Here is a 21245-nt window from a genome sequence, read left to right on the forward strand (position 1 = left end):
CCGCGACGAACCGGACACTCCGTTACTGTGCTGCCGTGAGCAGCGCAGCGACGGCGGCCGGGCCCGGCACGGAAGGGCGCCGGTCCGGGATGACCACGAGCCGGCGGCTGAGCGTCATGATGCTCGGGATGACCGTGCTGGTGCTCAGCGGTGGCGGGGTGGGCGCCGTGGCGCTGTCCCACACGGCCGCGGTCTCCAACCGGCTCGCCGACCACATCTCCCCGGCCCGCACCGCCGTCAGCCGGCTGGAGAGCGGGCTGCTGGAGCAGGTGGCGGCGGTGCGCGGGTACGTCGTCACCGGCGACCCGGAGCTGCTCCGCCCGTACGAGGAGGGGGTCGCCGCCGAGCGGGCGACCGCGCAGCGGGCCCGCGACCTGCTCGCCGACGAGCCGGCGGCGCGCCGTGAGCTGGACGCCGCGCTGGCCCTCGCGGAGCGCTGGCGGGCCGCCTACCCGGCGCAGCTCATCGCCGCCCGGCGGGCCGGCACGGGCGCGGCGGAGCTGGCGCCGGTGGTGCGGCGCAGCGGGGCCGCGTTCGACGCCGCCCAGGCCGCGCTGACCGACCTGGAGGCCCGGCTCGACCGGGAGCAGGCGGCCGGCCGGGCCGACCTGGACCGCGCCCGCGCGCTGCGGGACCTGCTCTTCGTGGCGATCCTGGCCACCCTGCTGCTGTCCAGCATCGTCATCTCCGTGCTGGTCCGCACCACGGTGCTGCGCCCGCTGGACCGGCTGGGCGCCTCCGTCCGGCGGGTCGCGGGCGGCGACTTCGAGCACCGCCTCGACCCGGAGGGGCCGGCCGACATCGCCCGGCTCACCACCGACGTGGAGACCATGCGGCAGCGGATGGTCGACGCCCTGCACACCGGCCGCCGGCAGCGGGACGCCCTCGAGCAGCAGGCCGCCGAGCTGCGCCGGTCCAACGAGGACCTGGAGCAGTTCGCCTACGTGGCCTCGCACGACCTCCAGGAGCCGCTGCGCAAGGTGGCGTCGTTCTGCCAGATGCTGCACCGCCGCTACGCCGACCAGCTCGACGACCGGGCCCGCCAGTACATCGGGTACGCGGTGGACGGCGCCACCCGGATGCAGAGCCTCATCAACGACCTGCTGGCGTTCTCCCGGATCGGCCGCGTCTACAGCGACGACCGGGAGGTCGACCTGGCCGCCACGCTCGCCCAGGCCGAGTCGAACCTCTCCGAGCCGATCGCCGAGGCGGGCGCCGAGATCGTGGCCGACCCGCTGCCCGTGGTGCACGGCGATCCGACGCTGCTCACCATGCTCTGGCAGAACCTGCTGGGCAATGCGGTGAAGTTCCGCCGCCCCGACCGGGCGCCCCGGGTGCGGGTGACGGTCACCGGGGGCGCGGCCGGCTGGGAGTTCGCCGTGGCGGACAACGGCATCGGCATCGACCCCCGGTACGCCGACAAGATCTTCCTGATCTTCCAGCGGCTGCACCCGCGTGGCACCTACGACGGCACCGGCATCGGGCTCGCCATCTGCAAGAAGATCATCGAGTACCACGGCGGCACGCTGCGGCTGGACGACGCCCACACCGAGGGCGCCCGCTTCGTCTTCACCCTGCCGAAGCCGGCCGCGACGGCCGCCGTGCCGGAGCAGGCGGGCGAGCGGGCGCCGGTGGCCCCGGCCTGAGCGCGGGACCACCGGCAGCGGCTCAGCCGGCGGGGCGCTCCCGGTCGGCGGCCCGGCCCAGCGCGACCATCCGCAACGTCTCCTCGCGACGCCGCACCAGCAGCATCCCGGCCAGGAAGGTGACCGGCGGGACGAGCACCAGCATCGCCCACTGGGCCGGCACCAGCGGGATGGTGTGTCCCAGGTGCATGGTCGACACCGACCAGCCTGCCAACGCGCTGTCGATGACCAGGGCCAGCGCGGCGACCGGCGCCAGCAGGACGGCGATCCGCCGGCGCACCGGCGCGGCGAGCGTGGCCACGGCGACCACGACGGCCAGGGCTGCGGCGGCGAGCCCGGCGACGTAGAGCCAGATCACGAGTTCGCTCCGGGCTTCCAGTCCGTAGAAGCTCTGGTAGCTCGTCGGGCCGTCCAGCACGTGGAACAGCGGGCTGGTCACCCGATTCAGCTCCAGCAGGGCGAGCGCCGCGGCCGGACCGGCCACCAGGGCGGCGAGCCGCCGTGACCCGAGCACCGCGAGCGCCCGGCGGGTCGGCGCGGGCACGCTGAGCGCGGCGGCGGCCACCACGGCGAGGGCGAACTGGGGCAGGGTGTCCACGACGTACGTCGGCTGGTCGTCCACGCCGGGCCCGACCAGCACCACCCAGCCGGCGACCCCGGCCCAGGCCAGGGCGGCGGCCACCCGGGGCAGCCCGGCCAGCGCGGTCACCGCCACGGCCGCCCAGCCGGCCACCCGCAGCCAGTCGACGAGGTCGGGGGCGACGCCACGCATCGGCGGCGGCAGGGACGGGTCCACCAACAGGTGGTCGAGCAGGTTCCGCCCGGCCGCGGCGCAGAGGACCAGCGCCACCAGGACGCCGGTGACGGCGGCGGCGTCGGCCCAGGCCGGCTCGGTGAACCCCCGTGCGCCCACCCGCAGCCGGGCCCGCAGGCCGGCGCCGACCAGGTCGACCGTGTCCCGCAGCCCGGGCCGGGTCTGCCCGGGCCGCGCGCCGGCCAGGAGGACGGCCACCATCTCCTCCTCGTACACCCGGCGGTGTTCCCAGGGGTGGACGGCGAGCAGCCGGCGGTAGCGGCGCTCCAGCTCGGCGGCCCTCACGCCACCCCTCCCCCGGGCAGCAGGCCCGCGGCGCGCAACCGGCGGCCGGCCGTGTCAGCGTGGCGGCGCAGGCGGGCCACCTCGTCGGCGAGCCGGGTGGCGCCCAGCGCGGTGAGCCGGTAGTAGCGGCGCAGCCGGGACTGCACCACCTCCTCGCGGTCGACCTCGATGAGGCCGTCGGCGCGCAGCCGGTCGAGGACGGCGTAGAGGGTGCCGGCGCGCAGCCGGACCCGGCCGTCGGAGATGCGCAGCACGTCCTCGATGACCGCGTAGCCGTGGCGGGGTGTCTCGGCCAGCGCGGTGAGGACCAGGAACGTCGGTTCCCGTAGGGGGCTGTCGGTCATGCCGGCGAGCATATACCGACTATCGGTATATGCGCGTTACCATCACTCGGCCGGTCGCCGCCCGTCCCCGTCGGCGGCGGCCGCCGCGACGTTCTCGGTGACCGGCCCCAGCACCGGCCCCACCGGTGTGGCCTGCTCCGTCGGGCCCGGCCCGGCCTGCCCGGCCTGCTCCGCCGGGCCAGGCCCGGCCTGCCCGGCCTGTCCTGCCGGGACCGCCGGCCCGCGGCCCCCGCCGGCGAGCCGGTCGAAGAAGCTCAGCAGCTCCACGGGGAACGGCATGACCAGGGTGCTGTTCTTCTCGGCGGCCACGTCCACCACGGTCTGGAGCAGCCGGAGCTGGTACGCCCCCGGCGTGTTGGCCATCGCCCGCGAGGCGTCGGCGAGCCGGCGGGACGCCTGGAACTCGCCGTCCGCCGCGATGACCCGGGCCCGGCGCTCCCGCTCCGCCTCGGCCTGCCGGGACATCGACCGCTTCATCCCCTCGGGCAGCGACACGTCCTTGACCTCCACCCGCTCGATGAGCAGGCCCCACGGCTTCTCGGTGGGCGCGTCGATGACCGACTTGAGCTCGGCGTTGATCCGGTCCCGGTCGCGCAGCAGGGTGTCCAGGTCGGCCTTGCCGATCACCGACCGCAGCGCGGTCTGCGCGACCTGGAGCACCGCCGACGGGTAGTCGCGGACGTTGACCAGCACCTTCACGGGGTCGACCACCCGGTAGTAGACGACCGCGTCGACGGTGAGCGTCACGTTGTCCCGGGTGATCACGCCCTGCGCGGGCACCCCGATCACCGTGGTCTGCATGCTCACCCGCACCATGCGGTCGGCGACCGGGATGATGAGCTGGAAGCCGGGCTGCCGGATGCGCTCCAGCACCCGGCCGAAGCGGAACACCACGCCGCGCTGGTACTGCTGCACGAGCCGGATGCTCAGCGAGGCCACGAGCACCGCGAGCACGACGACGATGACCAGCACGACGACGACGGCGGCTGCCATGGTCCCCCTCGATCCCGGAGGCGCCCGCCTCCCGGCCGCGCGCGTACCCACTCCCCCGCACTTCACGCCTCCGATGCCCGCGCACCGGTCCTTGGCCGATCTTGGCGAGTTACCGTCAGCAGCGAACGGAGACTCACCACGATCCGGGAGACCGGGCGTTCAGAAGCGGCGGGCGGTCGGGATGCCGCGGGGTGGGGGCTCGCGCAGCAGCCAGACCGGGTTGCTCGCGCCGATGATCTCGCCGTCGCGCCCCCGGACCTGGGTCCGCAGGTAGGCTCCCGCACCGGGAGAGGCGCGCAGGTCGTGCCACCCCTGACGGAGCTGCCGCCACGGGACCTGTCCGATCCGGATCGCCGGGGTCGGGTCGGCGACGCCGGCCCGGTCGACCGTGCCGGTGACCACCTCCAGGGTCGCGCCGGCCGGCAGGTCGGTGGCCCGCAGCCGCACGGTCAGGTCGGCCGCGTCGGTGGTCACCACGGCGCCCATGGCGCTGCGGCCGCCGATTTCCAGGTCGAGGGCGCCCCGGTAGCGGGCCAGGTCGGTGAACCAGGCCTGCCCGGCACGCAGCGCCGTCACCAGGTCGTCGCGACCGGTGGAGGCCGCCCAGACGTACGTGACGTGCCGGTCCCGCCCGGCCCGCCAGTCGGTGCCGTCGTGGTCGTCGGTCACCCCGACGGCCGTCACCGGGATCGCGTTGCGGGCCGCCACGTCGTACGCCCAGAGGTGGTCGTCGACCGGGTTGCGACCGATCTCGATCAGGTCGGCGCCGAGGGCGTGCCGCTCCACGAGCAGGCGGGCGAGGGACTCGCGCCGTTCCACGTCGAGCGGGTGGTTCCAGCAGACCACCCCGCCGTGGCCGTGCAGGAACTCCACCATCCGCTCGGTCGCCCCGGCGTCGTTGTCCCGGTACGGCGGGGACGGGAAGGGCGGCAGCGTCTGGTCGCCGCCGAACCAGTTGAGGTGCCGGACCATCGACACCTCGTAGGCGCGGTGGTGGGTGACCTCGGGGTACGCCCCGGCGTAGTCGCGCAGCACCTCGGCGCGCAGCTCCTCGCCGGCCTGCCCGGCGCGCCGCGCCCGGTCGAAGACCAGCCGGTCCACCACGTACGCGCCGCCCGCCCCGGCCGCGACCTGCACCCCGAGGCGCAGCCCGCGCAGCGAGTTGTCCCCGGCGACCAGGTCCGGCCAGAGCCGCCGGACGTCGGCGAGCAGGTCGAACGTGTGCCGCCGCCAGGCGCCGGCCGGGGCGGGCAGGTCCACGGTGCCGTGCCGACCGTCGGCCCGGTGCCGGGTCTCGGCCGCCGCACCGAGGCGGTAGCGGAGCACGAGCTGGCCGGCGGGGCGGCCGGCACCGGCCGGGTGGTGGGACAGCGCGATCTCCACGAGCAGCACGGCGTCCGAGCCGGCGGCCTCGGGCAGCACGTCGAGGTGCAGCGTGGTGTCGGAGATGTTCCCGGTGTGCGTCCAGTTCCAGGCCTTGCCGGCGTACCAGAGGGTGCCGGCACCGGCGGCGGTGAGGCGCAGCGCGCGGCCGGGGTCGTCGTCGGCGTGCGGCGCGGCCACGAAGTCGGCGCCGGAGGCGGTGAGCCGGCCCTCGGTGGACGCCGTCCAGGTCCAGGCCAGGCCGTCCTCCGGCTCGTCGGGGCCGTCGAAGTGGACGGTCCGGCGGTGGTCGTGGGCGGCCACGCGGAAGTCGTGGTCGGTCCACCAGACCACGTCGACTGCGTTGCGGCGGGCCTGGTCGAGGTGGGCGGCGTAGCTGGCGACGCCCTCGCTGAACGAGGCGTGCAGGTGCATGGCCATGCTGATCGGCCGCCGTCCGCGCCCTGGCGGTGGCGGATCGCCGGTGGCGGCCAGGCCGAGCGGCACGCCGATCCCGGCGACCGCGAGCCCACCGGCGGCGGCGAGCAGGCTCCGCCGGTCCAGCCGCGCCCGTCCACCCATGCCGCTCCCCCGCTCCCGTGCCGGCCCGCGCCAGCCTACGGACCTCCGCGCCACCCCGGCATCCGGCGATCGTGCCCGGCGGGCGACGGACGGCGGAGGCGACCCCGCGTAGCGAACGGCAAAGGGCCGGAGGGTCAGGCGGCGTAGCGGGCGGCGAGGTCGACCACCCGGCGGGCGGCCGCCACCATGGCCCGGTCGGCGAACCGCCCGTCGGGCAGCACCACGGTGCCGGAGTCGCGTGTCTGCGCGTCGGCGACCGCGGCGAGCAGTTCCCGGGCCCGGTCCACCTCGCGGTCGCCGGGGCGGAACGCGGCGGCGATCACCGGGAGCTGGCGCGGGTGGATGGCGGCCCGGCCGAGGAAGCCGAGCCGCCGGCCGGCCGCGCAGGAGGCGGCCAGGCCGTCCAGGTCGGCCACGTCGGCGTACACCGACATGGCCGGGGGCGGCAGGGCGGCCGCGCGGGCCGCGACCACGATCCGGCCGCGGGCCCAGAGCAGGCCCTCGTCGTCGGCGACGCCCAGGTCGGAGCGGAGGTCCGCCTCGCCCAGCCCGAGCGAGGCCACCGCCGGGTGGGCGGCCGCGATGGCGTACGCGGACTCCAGGCCGACGGCCGACTCGACCAGCGGGTGCAGCGGGGCGTCGACCCGGGCGGCCACGGCGGCCACGGTCGCCGGGGACTCCACCTTGGGCAGCCGCAGCCCGGCCAGCCCGGGCCGGCCCGCGACGGCGGCCAGGTCGGCGTCGAGGTCCGGGCCGGTCAGCTCGTTGACCCGGACCTGCACGGGCAGCGGCTGCGGGTCGGCGAGGAACTCGGCGACGGCGTCCCGGGCGTACGCCTTGCGGCCGGCCACGACGGCGTCCTCCAGGTCGAGGATGACCGCGTCGGCGCCGGCGGCGACCGCCTTGGCGAACCGGTCGGGCCGGTCGCCGGGCACGTAGAGCCAGGTGAGCAGCATCAGATCACCCCGCGCTCGCGCAGCGCGGCCAGCTCGTCGGCGGTGAGGCCGAGCGCGCCGAACACCGCGTCGGTGTCCTGGCCGTGGCGGCGGCCGGCGTGCCGGATCTCCCCGGGACTGTCCGACATCCGGAACGGAACGTTCTGCATCCGCACCGCGCCCAGTTCCTCGTCGGGCACGGTGACCACGGTGCCGAGGGCCGCGTACTGCGGGTCGGCGAGGATGTCCCGCACGTCGTAGACCGGGGCCACGGCGGCCTGGGCCGCCTCGAACGCGGCGACCACCTCGTCGCGGTCCCGCTTCGCCACCCACGCGCCGACCGCCTCGTCGAGCTCGTCGGCGTGCGCGGCCCGGCCGCTGCCGGTGGCGAACCACGGCTCGTCCACCAGTTCCGGGCGGCCGACAAGCCGGACGACCCGCTCGGCGATGCTCTGCGCGCTGGTGGACACGGCCACCCACCGGCCGTCGGCGCAGCGGTAGGTGTTGCGGGGGGCGTTGTTGTTGGACCGGTTGCCCAGCCGGGGCTGGACGTAGCCGAGCTGGTCGTACCAGGTGATCTGCGGGCCGAGCATCGCCATGATCGGCTCGATGATGGCGAGGTCGACCACCTGGCCCCGGCCGGTGAGGTCCCGGCCGCGCAGGGCCAGCATGACGGCGTACGCGGCGGCGAGCGCGGTGACCGAGTCGGCCAGCCCGAACGGCGGCAGGGTCGGCGGCCCGTCGGGCTCCCCGGTGGCCGCCGCGAACCCGCTCATCGCCTCGGCGAGGGTGCCGAACCCGGGCCGCGGCGCGTACGGGCCGATCTGCCCGAAGCCGCTGATCCGGGCCACGACCAGCCGCGGGTTGACGGCGTGCAACTCGTCCGGGCCGAGCCCCCAGCGTTCCAGGGTGCCGGGCCGGAAGTTCTCCACCAGCACGTCGGCGTCGGCGAGCAGCCGGCGCAGCAGGTCCGCGCCCTCCGGGTCGGAGAGGTTGAGCGTGACGGTCCGCTTGTTGCGGCCGAGCACCTTCCACCACAGGCCGACGCCGTCCTTGGCGGGGCCGTGACCCCGGGACGGGTCCGGCTTGGCGGGGTGCTCCACCTTGACCACCTCGGCGCCGAAGTCGCCGAGGAACGCGGCGGCCAGCGGGCCGGCGAAGAGGGTGGCCAGGTCGACGACCTTGATGCCGTGCAGCGGGGCGGTCGTGGTCACGGGGTCCCCTTCGCCGGGTCGACGGCGGCGAGGAACACGTCCCCGTTGCCGAGTGCGGGGCCGCCGGTGGGCGTTCCGGCGGTGCGGCCGCTCACCAGCAGCCGCCCGTCGGGTCCGACGGTGGCGTAGACGTTCTCCTCGCCGAACGGGTCGGCCGCGTCGTCGCGGGCGGTCCCGTACTGGGCGACGGCGACCTGCCGGCCCTTGCCGTCGAGGCGCAGGGTGAGCACGTCCGCGCCGCCGGCCGGCACGCCGAGGGTGCTGGCCGTGAAGCCGACCACCGCGACGGTGCCGTCGGCGAGGGCCAGCACGTCGGTGCCGGCGTCCGCGCCGCGCCCGCCGGTGACGGTCCGCCAGCGCTGCGCGCCCCTGGCCGTGTACGCCACGGTGAGCACGTCGCCGGCCGTGGCGCCGGTGGCCACCACCTGGCCGGCGCCGGTGACCGCGACGCCGCCGAGCAGGTCGTCGCCCGCGCCGCCGGCCACGGTGAGCCAGTCGCGGGTGCCGTCGGGGGTGAACCGGGCGAGCCAGCCGTCGGCGCCGCCGAGCGGCGTGGTCCCGGGCAGCGCGCCGGAGGTCCCACCGGCCACGTAGACGCCGTTCGCGTCGGCCGCGACCGCGTACGCCTTGTCCTCGCCGGGGCCGCCGAACTGCCGGGTCCACGCGAGGGTGCCGTCCGGGGCGATCCGGGCGAGCACGGCGTCCTTGTCGCCGGCGCTGGTCCCGCCGAACGCGCCGCTGGTGTAGCCGGCGACGTAGGCCCCGCCGTCGGGGGCGGCGGCGAGCGCGTAGAACCGGTCGGCCTTGGCGGGGTCGCCGGCCTGGGTGAGCCAGGCCCGCTGCCCGGTGGCGGTCAGCTTCGCCACGAACGCGTCGTCGGCGGGGCTGCCCGGGTGCCGGCCGTCGAGGTCGCCACGGGTGTAGCCGGCGGTGAGCACGCTCCCGTCGGGCAGCGGCACGGTTCCGTAGAGCCGGTCGTTGGCGGTGGTGCCGAACTGGCTGGTCCAGCGCACCGTGCGGTGGTCGGCGGCGAGCCGGGTGACCACGGCGTCGAGGCCGCCCGCGTGGGGCTGGCCGGCGACGGCCGCGGACGCCGCGTAGCCGAGGGTGACGTCGCCGTCGGGGTGGGCGGCGACCCCGCCGGCCCAGTCGGCGCCGGCGGTGCCGTGCAGCGGGGCGGGCAGCCCGGCGGGCGGGGTGACGCTGAGCGTGGCGGCCAGGTGCTTCAGGCCGTCGACGAACGCGGGCCGCCAGACGTCCCAGTCGTGCCCGCCGTCGAGGACGCGGAACTCGGCCGCGACGCCGTCGGCGCGGCGGACGGTGTTGTAGAGGGTCGCGGCCTCGTAGTCGAGGTCGTGCGCGGCGTCGGCCGGGTCGGGGTTGGCCCACTCGTCGTCGCCCACGGCGATGAACATCCGCACCGGCGACTCCGGGTCGAGGCCGGGCAGCAGGGCCGGGTAGTTCAGCCGCTGGTACACCGCGTCGGAGAAGGGCTGGTCGCCGTCGCCGAACGCGCCGTACTCGCGGGCCGAGGAGTCGGCCGGCGGCAGCGGCCGGTAGACGGCGGGGCTGAGCACCAGCGCGTTGGCGAAGAGGTCCTGGTGGGCGAGGGCGTAGCGCAGCGCGCCGGCGCCGCCCATCGAGTAGCCGCCGACCAGCCGGGCGTTCCGGTGCGCGGCGGTGCGGTAGGTGGCGTCGACGTGCGCCACGAGATCGCGGGTCAGCGCGGTCTCCACCGGCCGGCCGGGACGGTCGGCGCCGGTGTACGCGGAGTCGACGTACCAGTTGCCCCGCCCGCTCCACGGGGCGTCGGGCAGTACGGCGATCACCGGGGGCACCTCGCCGTCGGCGATGAGCCGGTCCAGGTCGCTCTTCACCCGGGTCCACGCCTGCATGGTGTCGCCGCGCCCGTGCAGCAGGTAGAGCACCGGGTACCGGGTGCCGGCGTTCGCCGCGTCGGCGTAGCCGTGCGGCAGGTAGACGGTGTAGTCGATGGCGGCGCCGAGGGCCGGCGAGGCGGCCGTGGCGGTGGTGAGGGTGCCGGACCGTTCCCTGCCGGCGACGGCGGTCTCCGGCGCGAGGCCGGCCAGCCCGACGGCGGTCAGCAGGGCGACGAGGGCGGCGCCGGGGCGCCAGGCTCTTCTCATCCGAGGGCTCCTTCGGGCAGGTCGGCGGCGCACCGGAAGCCGATCGAGGTGGAGCGGGCGAGGCCGGCGCCGGTGAGCAGCAGCTTCACCGACACGTCCGGGGGCTGCGGGCCGCCGTCGAGATACCAGTCGGAGCCCTCCGCCCGGTAGGCGCAGCCGCCCTTGAGGATGACGAACCGGGTGCGCCCGTCGGAGTGCTCGCTCTCGGTGAGGTTCCACACCAGGGGCTCCCGCCGGACCAGCAGGCCCGCCTCGGCGGCCACCTGCCACTCGTCCTCGGTGGGCAGCCGCAGCCCGGCCCAGTCGGCGTAGGCGCGGGCGTCGGCGAGGTCGACCCCGGTGACCGGCGCGTCGGCGGGACCCTGCCCGGCCGTGAACCGTTCCGGCCGCGCCGGCCGGTAGCCGGTGGCGGCGAGGAAGCGCGCGTACTCGCGGTGGGTGACCTCGTGGGTGTCGATGGCGAAGCGGCCGAGCCGGACCGGCCGGCGCAGCGTGCCGGTGTGGTGCAGGCGGGGCGGCAGCGGCTTCCACTCGTCGACGTACGGCGCCTCGCCGTAGAGGCCGGTCTCCCGGACCCGGTGCCGCACCGTCAGCTCGTGCCGCCCGCCGTCGACGGTGACCATGTCGTCGGGCAGGGCGGCCAGCGGCGACCACGGGGTGCGGGCGCGCACGGCGGCGCGGGCCGGGAAGGACGGGTCCCCGGCCGGCGGCTCGTGCCGGGGCACCGGGGTGTCGGTGGCGACCACGGCGGCGATCGCCCCGGCGGGCAGCGGCCCGCCGACGGCCACCCGGCCGTCCTCGAGCTCGGTGACGGTCAGCTCGGCGCCGGTGACCAGGTCGACGAAGCGCCCCGGCCGGGCCTCGGTGAGCAGCCAGGGGCCGTCGTGGTCGGCGCCCCGGTTGACCACCGTCCACAGCGGCTGGTCGTGGTGGGTCCAGCGGGACGCGTACACCTGGCCGGCGCCGGGGTGGTCGGCGAGCGGGACCCAGTCCTCGGCGCGCAACCACGCGGCGTGGCTGGCCTGCACCCGGCGCATGGCCCGCAGCACGGCCCGGTCGCGCTCGTTCCAGCCGACCCAGACGCCGAAGACGCTCTCCCAGACGAGCACGCCGCAGCCGTTGAGCCAGGCGGAGTGCAGCTCGTCGAGGTGGTCGCGGTGCCAGCGGCGGGTGTGGTGCAGGACGTGCCGGCGTTCGAACCACTTGGCCCGCAGCACGCCGGGGGTGTCCGAGTCGGCGAACCACTGCGCCCAGGACATGGCGTGGTCGGCGATCCGGGCCAGCGGCACCCGGCTCTCCCCCTCCAGGACCAGGCCGGGTCGCACCGCGTCGAGGGCCTTGCGCAGCTCGCCGGCCCCCTCCTTGAGGGTGTCCAGGAAGACCCCGTCGACGCCCAGCCGGGCGGCCAGCGCGGCCACCTCCTCCGCGTCGGCGCCGGGCTCCCGCCGCGTGCCGGTGTCCCACGGGTTGTAGTCGACGAACACCCGGACCCCGGCGTCCTGGAACGCGCGGACCACCGCGGGCAGCTCGGGAACGTCGCGGTACCAGTCGAACTGGTTGCGCTCGTCCAGGCCGATCACCGGGTACGCGTGCCAGAGCACCACCCCGTCGAAGCCGCCGAAGTCGCGCCGCGCCGCGTCGAGGAACGCCTCGACGGTGAACTCGCCGCGGTCGTGGTCGTACAGGGTCTCGTCCCAGAGCCAGGCGAGGCAGACGCTGAAGCAGTCCCCGGCGATCTCGTCGTAGTGGTCGCCGGTGTAGCCGAGGCGGGCGCGGGCGTCGGCCCGCCACCGGGTGAGCTGCTCCCGCCAGGCCGGCCAGTCGGCGGGGTCGTCGGGGGCGGCGAAGATCTTGGCCTCGTCCAGGGTGGTCAGGTCGGCGTGCGCGCCCAGCGGGACCTCGGTGGGCCGGTCGATCGGCCGCGGCACGTACGGGTTGAAACTCACTGGACCTCTCCGTAGGTGGCGGCGGCGAGCGCGTCGATGGCGGCCCGCTCGGGCAGGGCGGTGGACGCGCCGGGACGCTGGGCGCAGGCCGCGCCGGCCGCGCACGCCCAGCGCAGCACGGCGGTGGCGGTGTCGCCGGTGAGCCCGCCGCGTTCGGCCAGGGCGACCGCGAGCGCGCCGGTGAACGCGTCGCCGGCGGCCGTGGTGTCCACCGCGTCGATCGTCGGGGCCGGCACCTCGATCCGGGCGCCGTCCCGGTCGGCGTAGGCGGCGCCGCGCGCGCCGAGGGTGAGCACCACCCGGGGCACGAGGCCGACCAGGGAGTCGAGCAGCGCGGCCGGCTCGTCGGTGAACACCCCGGCGACGACCGCCGCCTCGTGCTCGTTGACCACCAGCACGTCGACGAGGTCGAGCAGTTCGGTGGGCAGCGGGCGGGCCGGGGCGGCGTTGAGCACCACGGCGGCGCCGCCGGCGCGGGCCCAGCCGGCGGCCCGGGTGACCTCCGCGATGGGCACCTCCAGTTGCAGCAGCAGCACGCCGGCCACGGCCACCGCGTCGCGGTCGCCGTCGTCGAGGGTCAGCGCGGCGTTCGCGCCGGGGGCGACCACGATGCAGTTCTCCGCCGCGTGGTCCACGGCGATGAGCGCGACCCCGGAGGGCCCGTCGACGGTGCGCAGGCCGGTGACCTCGACGCCGGCTACGGCCAGGTTGTCCCGCAGCAGCCCGCCGAACCCGTCGCCGCCGATCGCGCCGACGAAGGCGCAGTCCGCGCCGGCCCGGGCGGCGGCCACCGCCTGGTTTGCGCCCTTGCCGCCGGGCACCATCCGGAAGTCGTCGCCGAGCACCGTCTCGCCGGGGCGGGGCAGCTGTGGGGCGGTGACCACGAGGTCCAGGTTGGCGCTGCCGACCACGACCACCCGGGCGCTCACGCGGCACCCCGGTGGGCCAGGGCGAGGGTACGGTCGGCCAGGGTGTCGAAGCCGATGCCGTCGAAGCCGGCGATGCTGCTGGCCAGCCGGTTGCGCAGCGGCGCGACCCAGCGCCCCGGCAGCCGGGCGGCGCCGGTCAGGGCACCGGTGACCGCGCCGACGGTGGCGCCGTTGGAGTCGGTGTCCCAGCCGCCCGCGACCACCGCGCAGATGGACCGTTCCAGGTCGCCCCGCCCGTACGCGAGGGCCGCCGCGACCAGGGCGGCGTTGTTGCGGACGTGCACCCAGTGCAGGTGGCCGTGCCGCGCGTAGAGGGTGTCCACGATGCTCTCCCAGTCGTCACCGGCGGCGCCGAGGGCACGCGCCTCCCGGACGGCGGCGGTGAACCGGCTGCCCGGGGGCAGCACCGACTCGCCCGCGTCCAGCACCGCGTCGACGTCGCCGGCCACCGGCGCGGCCGCGGCCATGGCGGCCACCCAGACCGCCCCGTACGCCCCGGCCCGGACGTGGCTCACGGCCGCGTCGCGCCAGGCGGCCTCGGCGGCCCGGTCGGGGCGGCCCGGGTTGGTCCAGCCGTACACGTCGGTGCGGATCTGCGCGCCGATCCACTCCCGGAACGGGTTGTGCCGGCGGGCGGTGTCCGGCGGGGTGAGGCCGAGCAGCAGGTTGCGGTAGGCGACCCGCTCGGCGGTGAACACCCGCCCGGCGGGCAGCCAGTCCAGCCAGGCCTGGGCCACGTCGGCGCTGGTGAAGCCGGGCCCGTGGGTCTCCAGGATCCGCAGCGCCAGCAGCGGGAAGTTGAGGTCGTCGTCCTCGGGCATGCCAGCGATGTTCTCGGCGAGGCTGGTCGGGGCGCTGCGCCGGTTCCACGGCCAGCGGGCGGCCACGTCGGCCGGCAGCCCCTGCGCCGTGAACCAGTCGCGCAGCGGCCACCGGCCGGTGGCGGAGAGGATCTCCCGGATCCCGTGGCGGGGGATCTTCTCCACCGGCTTGCCGAGCAGGCAGCCGGCCGCCCGGCCGAGCCAGGCGCCGTGCAGCCGGTCCCGCTCGACGGTGGTCGGCAGGTCCCAGGCGCCCGGCCAGGTCTTGCGGACCCCGTCGAGGTCGGCGGGCTCGTCGGTGGCGTCCGGCCCGGGCAGCGCGTCGGCGGCGTCGAGCAGCTCGACGGCGAGGGCCCGCAGCTCCGGCGGCGCCGGCACCGGCGAGGCCCCGGTGACCGGGGCCGTGACGTCGCCGCCGGCCGCCGCCCAGCGGTCGGCCAGGGCGGTGACGTCGCGGCCCTCGTCGCGGCTCGCAGCCAGCTCGTGCGGCAGCAGGTCCTCCGGCTGCACCCAGGTCAGCCGCAGGCCGCCGGCCGTCCCCCTCGGCCGGCCGGCGGCCGCCGCGCCGCCGGCGCTCATGCCAGGCCGCCGAACCGCTCGGCGCGCCGGGCGAAGCGCTCCCGGTCGCGGTCGAAGACCTCGGTGGCGACCCCGGCCAGGACCCGCGCGGGCTCGACCAGGTCGGTGCGGGACGCCGTGGCGACCACGTCCGACCACTCCGCCGGCACCGCGGCCGCGCCGCCGAGCGCACCGGCAATCGCGCCGGCCATGGTGGCCGTGGAGTCGGCGTCGCGGCCGTAGTTCACCGAGCCGAGCACGGCCGCCCGGTAGTCGCCGCCGGCCACCACGAGCATGCCCAGCGCCACCGGAAGCTCCTCGATGGCGTGCAGCCGGCTCGGACGGCGAGCGCCCAGGCCGGGGCTGCGGTACTCCTCCCCCACCGTGTCGTAGGGGGCCACCGCGGCGCGCAGCGCCGGGATGGCGGCCTTCCAGTCGTCGTGCCCGCGGGCCTCCTTGACCACCGCGTCGATGGCGGCGCGGGTGCCGTCGCGGGCCAGGTCGAGGGCGGCGGCCACGACGTCGTCGACGCTCGCGCCGGGGGTCGCGGCGGCGGCGACCGCGGCGGCGAAGACCGCCGCGGCCTCCCGGCCGTAGCTGTGCTGGTGCGCCCCGGCGATCTCCACGGCCTCGGCGTACGCCCCGGCGGGATCGCCGGCGTTGACGATGCCGACCGGCGCCATGTACATGGCGGCGCCGCAGTTGACGATGTTGCCGACGCCCGCCTCGCGCGGGTCGGCGTGGGCGTGGTGCAGGCGGGTGACCAACCACCGCTCGGCCGCGGCCAGGCGGTGGAAGGTCACCCCCTCCCGCTCCAGGTCCGGGATGTACACCACCCGCTCGATCAGGTCGGGGACGAGCAGTTCCACCACGTCGTACGCGTCGAGGTGGTCCCGCTTGGCCGCGTACGCCCGCACCAGGGCGTGGGTCATCAACGTGTCGTCGGTGATGTGCCCGTCGCCCTTGTGGTACGGCGCGAGTGGCCGCGCGGTGGCCCAGTCGGCGTGGTACGGGGGGACGATCCCCTCGACCCAGCCGCCGAAGCGGGCGCGGATCTGCTCCGGAAGGGCCGTCTCGGTGGCCCCGCCGAGGGCGTCGCCCACCGCGGCGCCGACCAGGCATCCGACCGACGTGTCGAGCAAGAGTGACATGGTTACCTCAGAACCTGCTTGCCACCGTCGACCAGCTGCGTGCCGAGCTGGTCCAGGGTGATCTTGTTGGCGAAATACTGCTGGAGGGCCGGGGTGGCGTACTTGGTCTTCCACTCCGGGTAGCCGTCGGCCTTCTGGAACGGGGCGACGGTCAGGTCGGCGGCGCTGTCCGCGGCCACGTCCCAGCCCTGCTTGCCGTTCGTGAGCTTGACCAGCTCCTGGTTGGCCTGCTTGCCGGTGGGCACGAGCCAGTCACCCTTGGCCAGGGCGGCCATGTTGGTCGGGTTGAGGAACCACTCCAGGAACTGCGCGGCCTGCTTCTTGTGCTTGCTGTCCTCGGCGATGGACAGGGTCTGCGGGTTGGCCGCCTGCTTGGTGGACAGGCCCTTGATCGGCGGGAGGGTCACCCACTCGAAGCCGGCCGGGGCCTGCTCGACCATCTGCTGGCGCAGCGAGACCGAGCCGGGGAGCATCGCGTACTTGCCGCCGAAGAAGCCGGGCAGGGTGTCCGCGCCGCTCATGCCGAGCGCCTCCGGGGAGGCCGACTTGCTGGTGTAGATCATGTCGTGGATCCGCTTCGGCACCTCCTTCTCCGCGTCGCCGACCTTGACCTCGGTCTTGCCGCCGTCGCTGTAGAAGAACTTGCCGTCATAGTTCAGCGCCAGGTTCAGCACCCGGTTGGTGGGCGACTTGAGCGCCCACGCGGCGCCGTACTGGCCGGGCTTGGTGAGCTTCTGGGCGTTGGCCTGGAACTCGTCCCAGGTCCAGCCGCCGTCGGCGGGCGGCACGGCGATCCCGGCGGCGTCGAGCAGCTTCTTGTTGGCGATGACGACCTGCGACTCCAGCAGGAACGGCACGCCGGTGACCTTGTCGTCGAAGGTGGCGGTGTCCCAGACGCCCTGGTCGATCTGGCCCTTGAAGTCGTCGCTGAGCAGCTTGGAGACGTCGGCCAGGTAGCCCTGCTTGCTGAACTCACCGATGGCCGAGGCCTCGTAGTGCACGATGTCGGCCACGTCGCCGCCCTCGAACGAGGTGACGAGCTGGTCGTGGATCGAGTTCCAGTCGCCCTGGACGTACTCGACCTGGATGTCCGGGTGCTCGGCGTTCCACTTGGCGACCAGGTCCTTGTTGGCCTGCAGCGACTCCTTCTGCCAGGCGAGGCTCAGGAAGCGCAGCTTGACCGGGCCGGACGAGGTCTCGTCCTCGCCGCCGCCGTCACCGCACGCGGTGAGGGCGCCGAGCCCGACGACCGCGACCGCGGCGGCCGCGGCGAGTCGGCGGAACCTGCTACGGAGCATGGGGGATTCCTCCTTGGTGGTGGTTGGGGGTTGTGGTCAGCCCTTGACCGCGCCGGCGAGCGACCCGGACGAGAGGCGGCGTTGCATGACCGCGAAGAAGATCAGGCTCGGCAGCGTGGCCAGCAGCGAACCGGCCGCCAGGGGACCCAGGCGGGCGGTGCCCTCGATGCCGACGAACCGGGCCAGGGCGACCGGCAGGGTCGCCAGCTCCGGCGTCTTGACCAGCACCAGCGCGAAGAAGAACTCGTTCCAGGCGGAGATGAAGGAGAACAGCGCGGTCGCCACGATGCCCGGCGCGAGCAGCGGGAAGACCACCCGGCGCAGCACCTGGAGCCGGCTGGCGCCGTCGACACTGGCCGCCTCCTCCAGCTCGCGCGGGATGTTGCGGACGAAGCCCTGGAGCATCCACAGCGCGAACGGCAGCGCCCAGACCACGTAGATCAGCACCAGCCCGGCGTGCGTGTTGGCCAGCCCGACCTGCCGCAGGATCAGGAAGATCGGGATGATCAGCAGCACGAACGGGAAGAGCTGCGACAGCAGCACCCAGCCCAGCGCGACGGTGCCGAGTTTGGTCCGGAAGCGCGCGAGGGCGTACGAGGCGGGCAGCGCGACCAGCACGGTGAGCACCGCCGAGGCGAGCGACACCTGGAGGCTGTTCAGCGCCGCCCGGCCGAGCTGCTGCTCCGTGAAGGCCTGCACGAAGTTCTGCACGGTGGGGTTGCTCGGGATGAGCGTGGGGTGCAGCTGCACCAGTTCGCGCGGCGGCTTGAACGCGGTGGACAGCAGCCAGACCAGCGGGAACCCGAGGAAGATCAGGTAGCCGGTCAGCGCGACGTACTGCAGCGTCCGCCCGGTGCGGCTCGGCTTTCCGAACATGTCAGTTCGCCTCCCGGAGTCGGCGCCGCAGGTAGACCGCGAGCAGCGCGACGATGATCACGACCATGACGTTGCCGAGGGCGGCGGCGTAGCCGTAGTTGCCGTAGCGGAACGCCTCCTCGTAGGCGAAGAGCATCGGCAGCATGGTCTTGCCGCCCGGCCCGCCCGCGGTGAGCACGTAGACCAGGCCGAACGAGTTGAAGTTCCAGATGAAGTCCAGCGAGGTGATCGCCACGACGACCGGCGCGATGGCGGGCAGCGTCACGTTGCGGAACCGGTGCCAGGTGCCCGCGCCGTCCACGGCGGCCGCCTCGTGCAACTCGCGCGGCACGCCCTGCAACCCGGCGAGGAGCACCACGGTGGTCTGCGGCAGGCCGGCCCAGACGCCGACGATGATGACCGCGGGCAGGGCGGTGCTGAAGTCACCGAGCCAGTTGGTGCGCAGCCCGTCCGCGCCGACGCGGTGGAAGAACTCGTTCAGCAGGCCGGCGTCCGGGTGGTAGACCAGCTTCCACAGGATGCCGACCACCACCGGGGGCATCGCCCAGGGCACCACGGCCAGCACCCGGGCCAGCCCGCGGAAGCGCAGCTGCTGGTTGAGCAGCAGCGCCAGCCCGAGGGCGAGCACGAACTGGAGCACGGTCACCCCGACCGCCCAGAGCAGGCCGATCTTGAACGAGTTCCAGAACAGCTCGTCGCCGAGCAGCTCCCGGTAGTTCTCCAGCCCGGTGAAGCTGATCTCGACGTTGCGGCCCGCGCGGGCGTCGGTGAAGCCCAGGTAGATGCCGCGCACCAGCGGGAAGACCGACAGCACCACGATGGGCAGCAGCGACGGGAGCAGCAGCAGGTAGATGCCGAGCCGGTCGGAGCGGGACCGGGCCCTGCGGGGCCCGTCGGCGCGGGCGACGTCGGGCCGTTCGGCCACCGTGGTCATGCCGTCACCTCCGGGGTACGCGGCGCGGGCGCCGGCTCGGCCGGCGCGGGAACGAACAGCGGGGTCGTGGTGCTGGAGGCGCGCACGGCGAGGCTGGGGGCGACCTGCTCGCGGCGCGGCGGCAGGCTCGCGTCGGCGATGCGCTGGAGCAGCAGTTCGGCGGCGCGGCGACCGCGCTCGGCCGAGCCGAGGGAGACGCTGGAGAGCTGCGGGAACGTCATCTGGGCCAGCTCGGTGTCGTCCATGCCGACCAGCGCCACCTCGTCGGGGACGCGCCGGCCGGCGGCGAGCAGGGCGTGCAGCGCGCCGACGGCGATGAGGTCGTTGGCGCAGACCAGCGCGTCGGGCTCGGCGCGGGCGAGGAGGCGCTCGGCGGCGGCCCGGCCGGCCGCGTAGCGGAAGTCGCCGATCTCGACGAGTCGCTCGTCGAGGGCGATGCCGTGCCGGGCGAGGGCCGACCGGAAGCCGGCGTCCCGGGCCGCGCCGGGCACGGTGTCCAGCGGGCCGTTGACGAAGCCGATCCGCCGCCGCCCGGCCGCGACCAGGTGGTCGACGGCCAACCCCACGCCGGTACGCGAGTCGGTGCGGACGTTGTCCACGGGCGCGTCGGCGGGGAGCTGGCCGACCACGACCACCGGGACCGGGCTGTCGACCAGCGCGGCGAGGTGGTCGTCGGTGACCCGGATCGGGGAGACGATCATGCCGTCGACGTAGCGGTGGGCCAGCCGGCGCAGCAGGGCGGTCTCGTTGTCGATCCGCCCGCCGGTGGCGTGCACCAGCAGCTGCCGGCCGGAGGCGGCCACCACGGACTCGATGGCCCGCATCATCTCGACGTACACCGGGTTGCCGATGTCCTCGACGGCGAGCGCCACGAGGCCGGTGCGCTGGGACTGGAGCGAGCGGGCGATGGCGTTGGGCACGTACCCGACCTCGGCCGCGGCCTCGCGCACCTTGCGGATGGTCTCCGGGCTGCCGCCGACGCCGTTGAGGACGCGCGAGGCGGACGCGATGGAGACACCGGCGCGGGCGGCGACGGTGTGGACGGTGGGCCGGCCGTCGGCCGACTCCTGTAAACGTTTACGACCCACGCCCGCACCTCCAGCTGCTCTGCTGTAAACGTTTCCGGGAGTCTGCGCCCGACCCGACGGTCAGGTCAAGAGCTCGTTACGAAAACGTTTCCAACCGGGTTTGAGCTGCGACAGGCGGTCGATCACGCCAGCTCGGCGCAGTGGCGGCATCCGCCGACCCGGAATACCGCCAGCTAGGCGACCTGGAGTCGATCAACGCCGGCACACACGCCACGACCCCCCGCCACTGCCCGCCCCGGGTCCGTGATTCACTCCAGGTCGGCGTGGTGGCGGCATCCGGCGGGCCGGGAACCCGCCAGCTCGGCGAGCTGGCGTCGCGTCAGCGTGAGCGCACCGGCACTCGCGCGGCCAGGGGGCGGCCGGTGAGGCGGCGGATCGCCAGGTAGCCCTCGCAGCCGAGGCAGAGCCCGAAGGCCGCGTTGAGGAAGGCGGCGGCGAGCGCAGCGGCGGTGGCGACCAGCCCGAGCAGCGGCACGCCGGCCAGCCAGCCGACCGCGCCAGCCGCGGCGAAGGCGAGGCCGACGAGCTGGGCGAACCGGACCGGGGCGAACGGCTCCAGCTCGGCCGGCGGGGCGAGCCGGGGCGCGACCAGCGCGCGGAAGAGCAGGCCGTACGGGCCGAGGCGCGGGTGGACGGCGGTCAGCGCGAAGACGACGGCCTGGGCCAGGACGAGCCAGCCGGAGCCGGTGACCAGGGCGACGGCGAGGACGACGGTGGTGAGGGCGGCGGCGAACCGCGGCCCGCGAGGGTCGAGCAGCATGAGGGGTTCCGTTCGGGTGGCGAAGGGGTCGGTCAGGCGGTGGTGACCGACGCACAGAGGCTCGCCGCGAGCCGCCCGTGGTCCACGACCCGCCGCCGGGTGAGCCGCACCCCGGTCACGCCCGCGCCCCGGCGGCCAGCGGGGCGAGCGCGGCGAGCAGGTCCGCCCGGTCCGGCACGCCGGCGGCCCGCCGGACGATCCGGCCGGTGCCGTCCACCAGCAGCACCGTCGGGGTGCGCCAGACGTCCAGCTCGCGGGCCCGGTCGAGGTGCTCTTCGACGCCCACCTCCAGCAGGGCGACCCCGTCGAACCGCCCCGCCACGTCCTCGAGCACCCGGCGAGCCGCCCGGCAGGGCGCGCAGACCGGTGCGGAGAACTGGACCAGCGTGACCTCGCCGGTGCGGACGCCGAGAGCGGCCAGGGCAGCCCGGTGCGCCACGTCGCCGGCCGGGGACACGACGCGCAGCCGGCCGTCGCGACGCCGTCGCCACCAGCCGAAGGCGCCGGCGGCCGCGAGCACCGCGACCAGCACCAGGAGACCGGTCAGGCGGGGTGGCTGCAC

The 21245-nt window shown here is 75.5% G+C and carries 17 protein-coding genes and 1 pseudogene; 1 reads left to right on the top strand and 17 read right to left on the bottom strand.

Annotation, left to right across the window (positions count from 1 at the left end; translation table 11 throughout):
* Nucleotides 1–35: 35 nt before the first annotated feature.
* Nucleotides 36–1646: a sensor histidine kinase gene (locus GA0070214_RS01790; RefSeq protein ID WP_139141731.1), complete on the top strand. Its 1611-nt coding sequence runs from the start codon at nucleotides 36–38 to the stop codon at nucleotides 1644–1646.
* A gap of 22 nt (nucleotides 1647–1668) precedes the next feature.
* On the opposite strand, the gene GA0070214_RS01795 is transcribed toward GA0070214_RS01790, so the two are convergent.
* The 17 genes and pseudogenes from GA0070214_RS01795 to GA0070214_RS01875 form a co-directional block, all read right to left on the bottom strand.
* Nucleotides 1669–2745, bottom strand: coding sequence for a hypothetical protein (locus tag GA0070214_RS01795; RefSeq protein ID WP_091258285.1), 1077 nt, complete (start codon nucleotides 2743–2745; stop codon nucleotides 1669–1671).
* On the bottom strand, nucleotides 2742–3089 hold the full coding sequence (locus GA0070214_RS01800; RefSeq protein WP_091259806.1) for a PadR family transcriptional regulator: 348 nt from the start codon (nucleotides 3087–3089) through the stop codon (nucleotides 2742–2744). The genes GA0070214_RS01795 and GA0070214_RS01800 overlap by 4 nt, the downstream gene beginning before the upstream one ends.
* A 135-nt stretch (nucleotides 3090–3224) precedes the next feature.
* Nucleotides 3225–4082, bottom strand: a pseudogene (locus GA0070214_RS01805) (SPFH domain-containing protein); the annotation flags it as partial.
* A 159-nt stretch (nucleotides 4083–4241) separates the two neighbouring features.
* A complete protein-coding gene (locus GA0070214_RS01810) occupies nucleotides 4242–6026 on the bottom strand; it encodes a CehA/McbA family metallohydrolase domain-containing protein (RefSeq protein WP_091258288.1) in 1785 nt (594 codons plus the stop codon).
* A 134-nt stretch (nucleotides 6027–6160) separates the two neighbouring features.
* On the bottom strand, nucleotides 6161–6982 hold the full coding sequence (locus GA0070214_RS01815; protein WP_091258290.1) for an HpcH/HpaI aldolase/citrate lyase family protein: 822 nt from the start codon (nucleotides 6980–6982) through the stop codon (nucleotides 6161–6163).
* Nucleotides 6982–8175 (bottom strand): CaiB/BaiF CoA transferase family protein, encoded by a 1194-nt coding sequence (locus tag GA0070214_RS01820; RefSeq protein WP_091258292.1) that lies wholly within the window; start codon nucleotides 8173–8175, stop codon nucleotides 6982–6984. Before GA0070214_RS01820 ends, GA0070214_RS01815 begins: the two co-directional genes overlap by 1 nt.
* Nucleotides 8172–10322 carry an alpha/beta hydrolase-fold protein gene (locus tag GA0070214_RS01825; RefSeq protein WP_091258294.1) on the bottom strand — a complete coding sequence of 717 codons (2151 nt, stop codon included), beginning with the start codon at nucleotides 10320–10322 and terminating at the stop codon, nucleotides 8172–8174. The genes GA0070214_RS01820 and GA0070214_RS01825 overlap by 4 nt, the downstream gene beginning before the upstream one ends.
* The gene (locus GA0070214_RS01830) at nucleotides 10319–12268 is read right to left on the bottom strand and encodes an SUMF1/EgtB/PvdO family nonheme iron enzyme (RefSeq protein ID WP_091258296.1); all 1950 of its coding nucleotides are present in this window, start codon (nucleotides 12266–12268) and stop codon (nucleotides 10319–10321) included. Before GA0070214_RS01830 ends, GA0070214_RS01825 begins: the two co-directional genes overlap by 4 nt.
* Nucleotides 12265–13197: a PfkB family carbohydrate kinase gene (locus tag GA0070214_RS01835; protein ID WP_091258298.1), complete on the bottom strand. Its 933-nt coding sequence runs from the start codon at nucleotides 13195–13197 to the stop codon at nucleotides 12265–12267. The genes GA0070214_RS01830 and GA0070214_RS01835 overlap by 4 nt, the downstream gene beginning before the upstream one ends.
* Nucleotides 13194–14597: an ADP-ribosylglycohydrolase family protein gene (locus tag GA0070214_RS01840; RefSeq protein ID WP_244167503.1), complete on the bottom strand. Its 1404-nt coding sequence runs from the start codon at nucleotides 14595–14597 to the stop codon at nucleotides 13194–13196. The genes GA0070214_RS01835 and GA0070214_RS01840 overlap by 4 nt, the downstream gene beginning before the upstream one ends.
* Nucleotides 14594–15727: an ADP-ribosylglycohydrolase family protein gene (locus GA0070214_RS01845; RefSeq protein WP_091258300.1), complete on the bottom strand. Its 1134-nt coding sequence runs from the start codon at nucleotides 15725–15727 to the stop codon at nucleotides 14594–14596. The genes GA0070214_RS01840 and GA0070214_RS01845 overlap by 4 nt, the downstream gene beginning before the upstream one ends.
* A 2-nt stretch (nucleotides 15728–15729) precedes the next feature.
* Nucleotides 15730–17025 carry an ABC transporter substrate-binding protein gene (locus GA0070214_RS01850; RefSeq protein ID WP_091258302.1) on the bottom strand — a complete coding sequence of 432 codons (1296 nt, stop codon included), beginning with the start codon at nucleotides 17023–17025 and terminating at the stop codon, nucleotides 15730–15732.
* Between the two features lie 36 nt (nucleotides 17026–17061).
* Nucleotides 17062–17901: a carbohydrate ABC transporter permease gene (locus GA0070214_RS01855; RefSeq protein ID WP_091258304.1), complete on the bottom strand. Its 840-nt coding sequence runs from the start codon at nucleotides 17899–17901 to the stop codon at nucleotides 17062–17064.
* A gap of 1 nt (nucleotide 17902) precedes the next feature.
* Nucleotides 17903–18835: a carbohydrate ABC transporter permease gene (locus GA0070214_RS01860; protein WP_091258306.1), complete on the bottom strand. Its 933-nt coding sequence runs from the start codon at nucleotides 18833–18835 to the stop codon at nucleotides 17903–17905.
* Nucleotides 18832–19923, bottom strand: a complete 1092-nt coding sequence (locus GA0070214_RS01865; RefSeq protein ID WP_091258308.1) for a LacI family DNA-binding transcriptional regulator — start codon at nucleotides 19921–19923, stop codon at nucleotides 18832–18834. Before GA0070214_RS01865 ends, GA0070214_RS01860 begins: the two co-directional genes overlap by 4 nt.
* A gap of 319 nt (nucleotides 19924–20242) precedes the next feature.
* Nucleotides 20243–20683: a DUF4395 domain-containing protein gene (locus GA0070214_RS01870; protein WP_091258310.1), complete on the bottom strand. Its 441-nt coding sequence runs from the start codon at nucleotides 20681–20683 to the stop codon at nucleotides 20243–20245.
* A 115-nt stretch (nucleotides 20684–20798) separates the two neighbouring features.
* On the bottom strand, nucleotides 20799–21245 hold the full coding sequence (locus GA0070214_RS01875; protein ID WP_244167504.1) for a thioredoxin family protein: 447 nt from the start codon (nucleotides 21243–21245) through the stop codon (nucleotides 20799–20801).

Source organism: Micromonospora chaiyaphumensis (assembly GCF_900091435.1).
Lineage (GTDB): Bacteria > Actinomycetota > Actinomycetes > Mycobacteriales > Micromonosporaceae > Micromonospora > Micromonospora chaiyaphumensis.

Bases quoted from the DNA above. Each gene is read 5' to 3' on its own strand.
- GA0070214_RS01815 (WP_091258290.1), bottom strand. From the start codon at position 6,982: ATGCTGCTCACCTGGCTCTACGTGCCCGGCGACCGGCCCGACCGGTTC.
- GA0070214_RS01810 (WP_091258288.1), bottom strand. From the start codon at position 6,026: ATGGGTGGACGGGCGCGGCTGGACCGGCGGAGCCTGCTCGCCGCCGCC.
- GA0070214_RS01850 (WP_091258302.1), bottom strand. From the start codon at position 17,025: ATGCTCCGTAGCAGGTTCCGCCGACTCGCCGCGGCCGCCGCGGTCGCG.
- GA0070214_RS01845 (WP_091258300.1), bottom strand. From the start codon at position 15,727: ATGTCACTCTTGCTCGACACGTCGGTCGGATGCCTGGTCGGCGCCGCG.
- GA0070214_RS01860 (WP_091258306.1), bottom strand. From the start codon at position 18,835: ATGACCACGGTGGCCGAACGGCCCGACGTCGCCCGCGCCGACGGGCCC.
- GA0070214_RS01870 (WP_091258310.1), bottom strand. From the start codon at position 20,683: ATGCTGCTCGACCCTCGCGGGCCGCGGTTCGCCGCCGCCCTCACCACC.
- GA0070214_RS01840 (WP_244167503.1), bottom strand. From the start codon at position 14,597: ATGAGCGCCGGCGGCGCGGCGGCCGCCGGCCGGCCGAGGGGGACGGCC.
- GA0070214_RS01855 (WP_091258304.1), bottom strand. From the start codon at position 17,901: ATGTTCGGAAAGCCGAGCCGCACCGGGCGGACGCTGCAGTACGTCGCG.
- GA0070214_RS01800 (WP_091259806.1), bottom strand. From the start codon at position 3,089: ATGACCGACAGCCCCCTACGGGAACCGACGTTCCTGGTCCTCACCGCG.
- GA0070214_RS01825 (WP_091258294.1), bottom strand. From the start codon at position 10,322: ATGAGAAGAGCCTGGCGCCCCGGCGCCGCCCTCGTCGCCCTGCTGACC.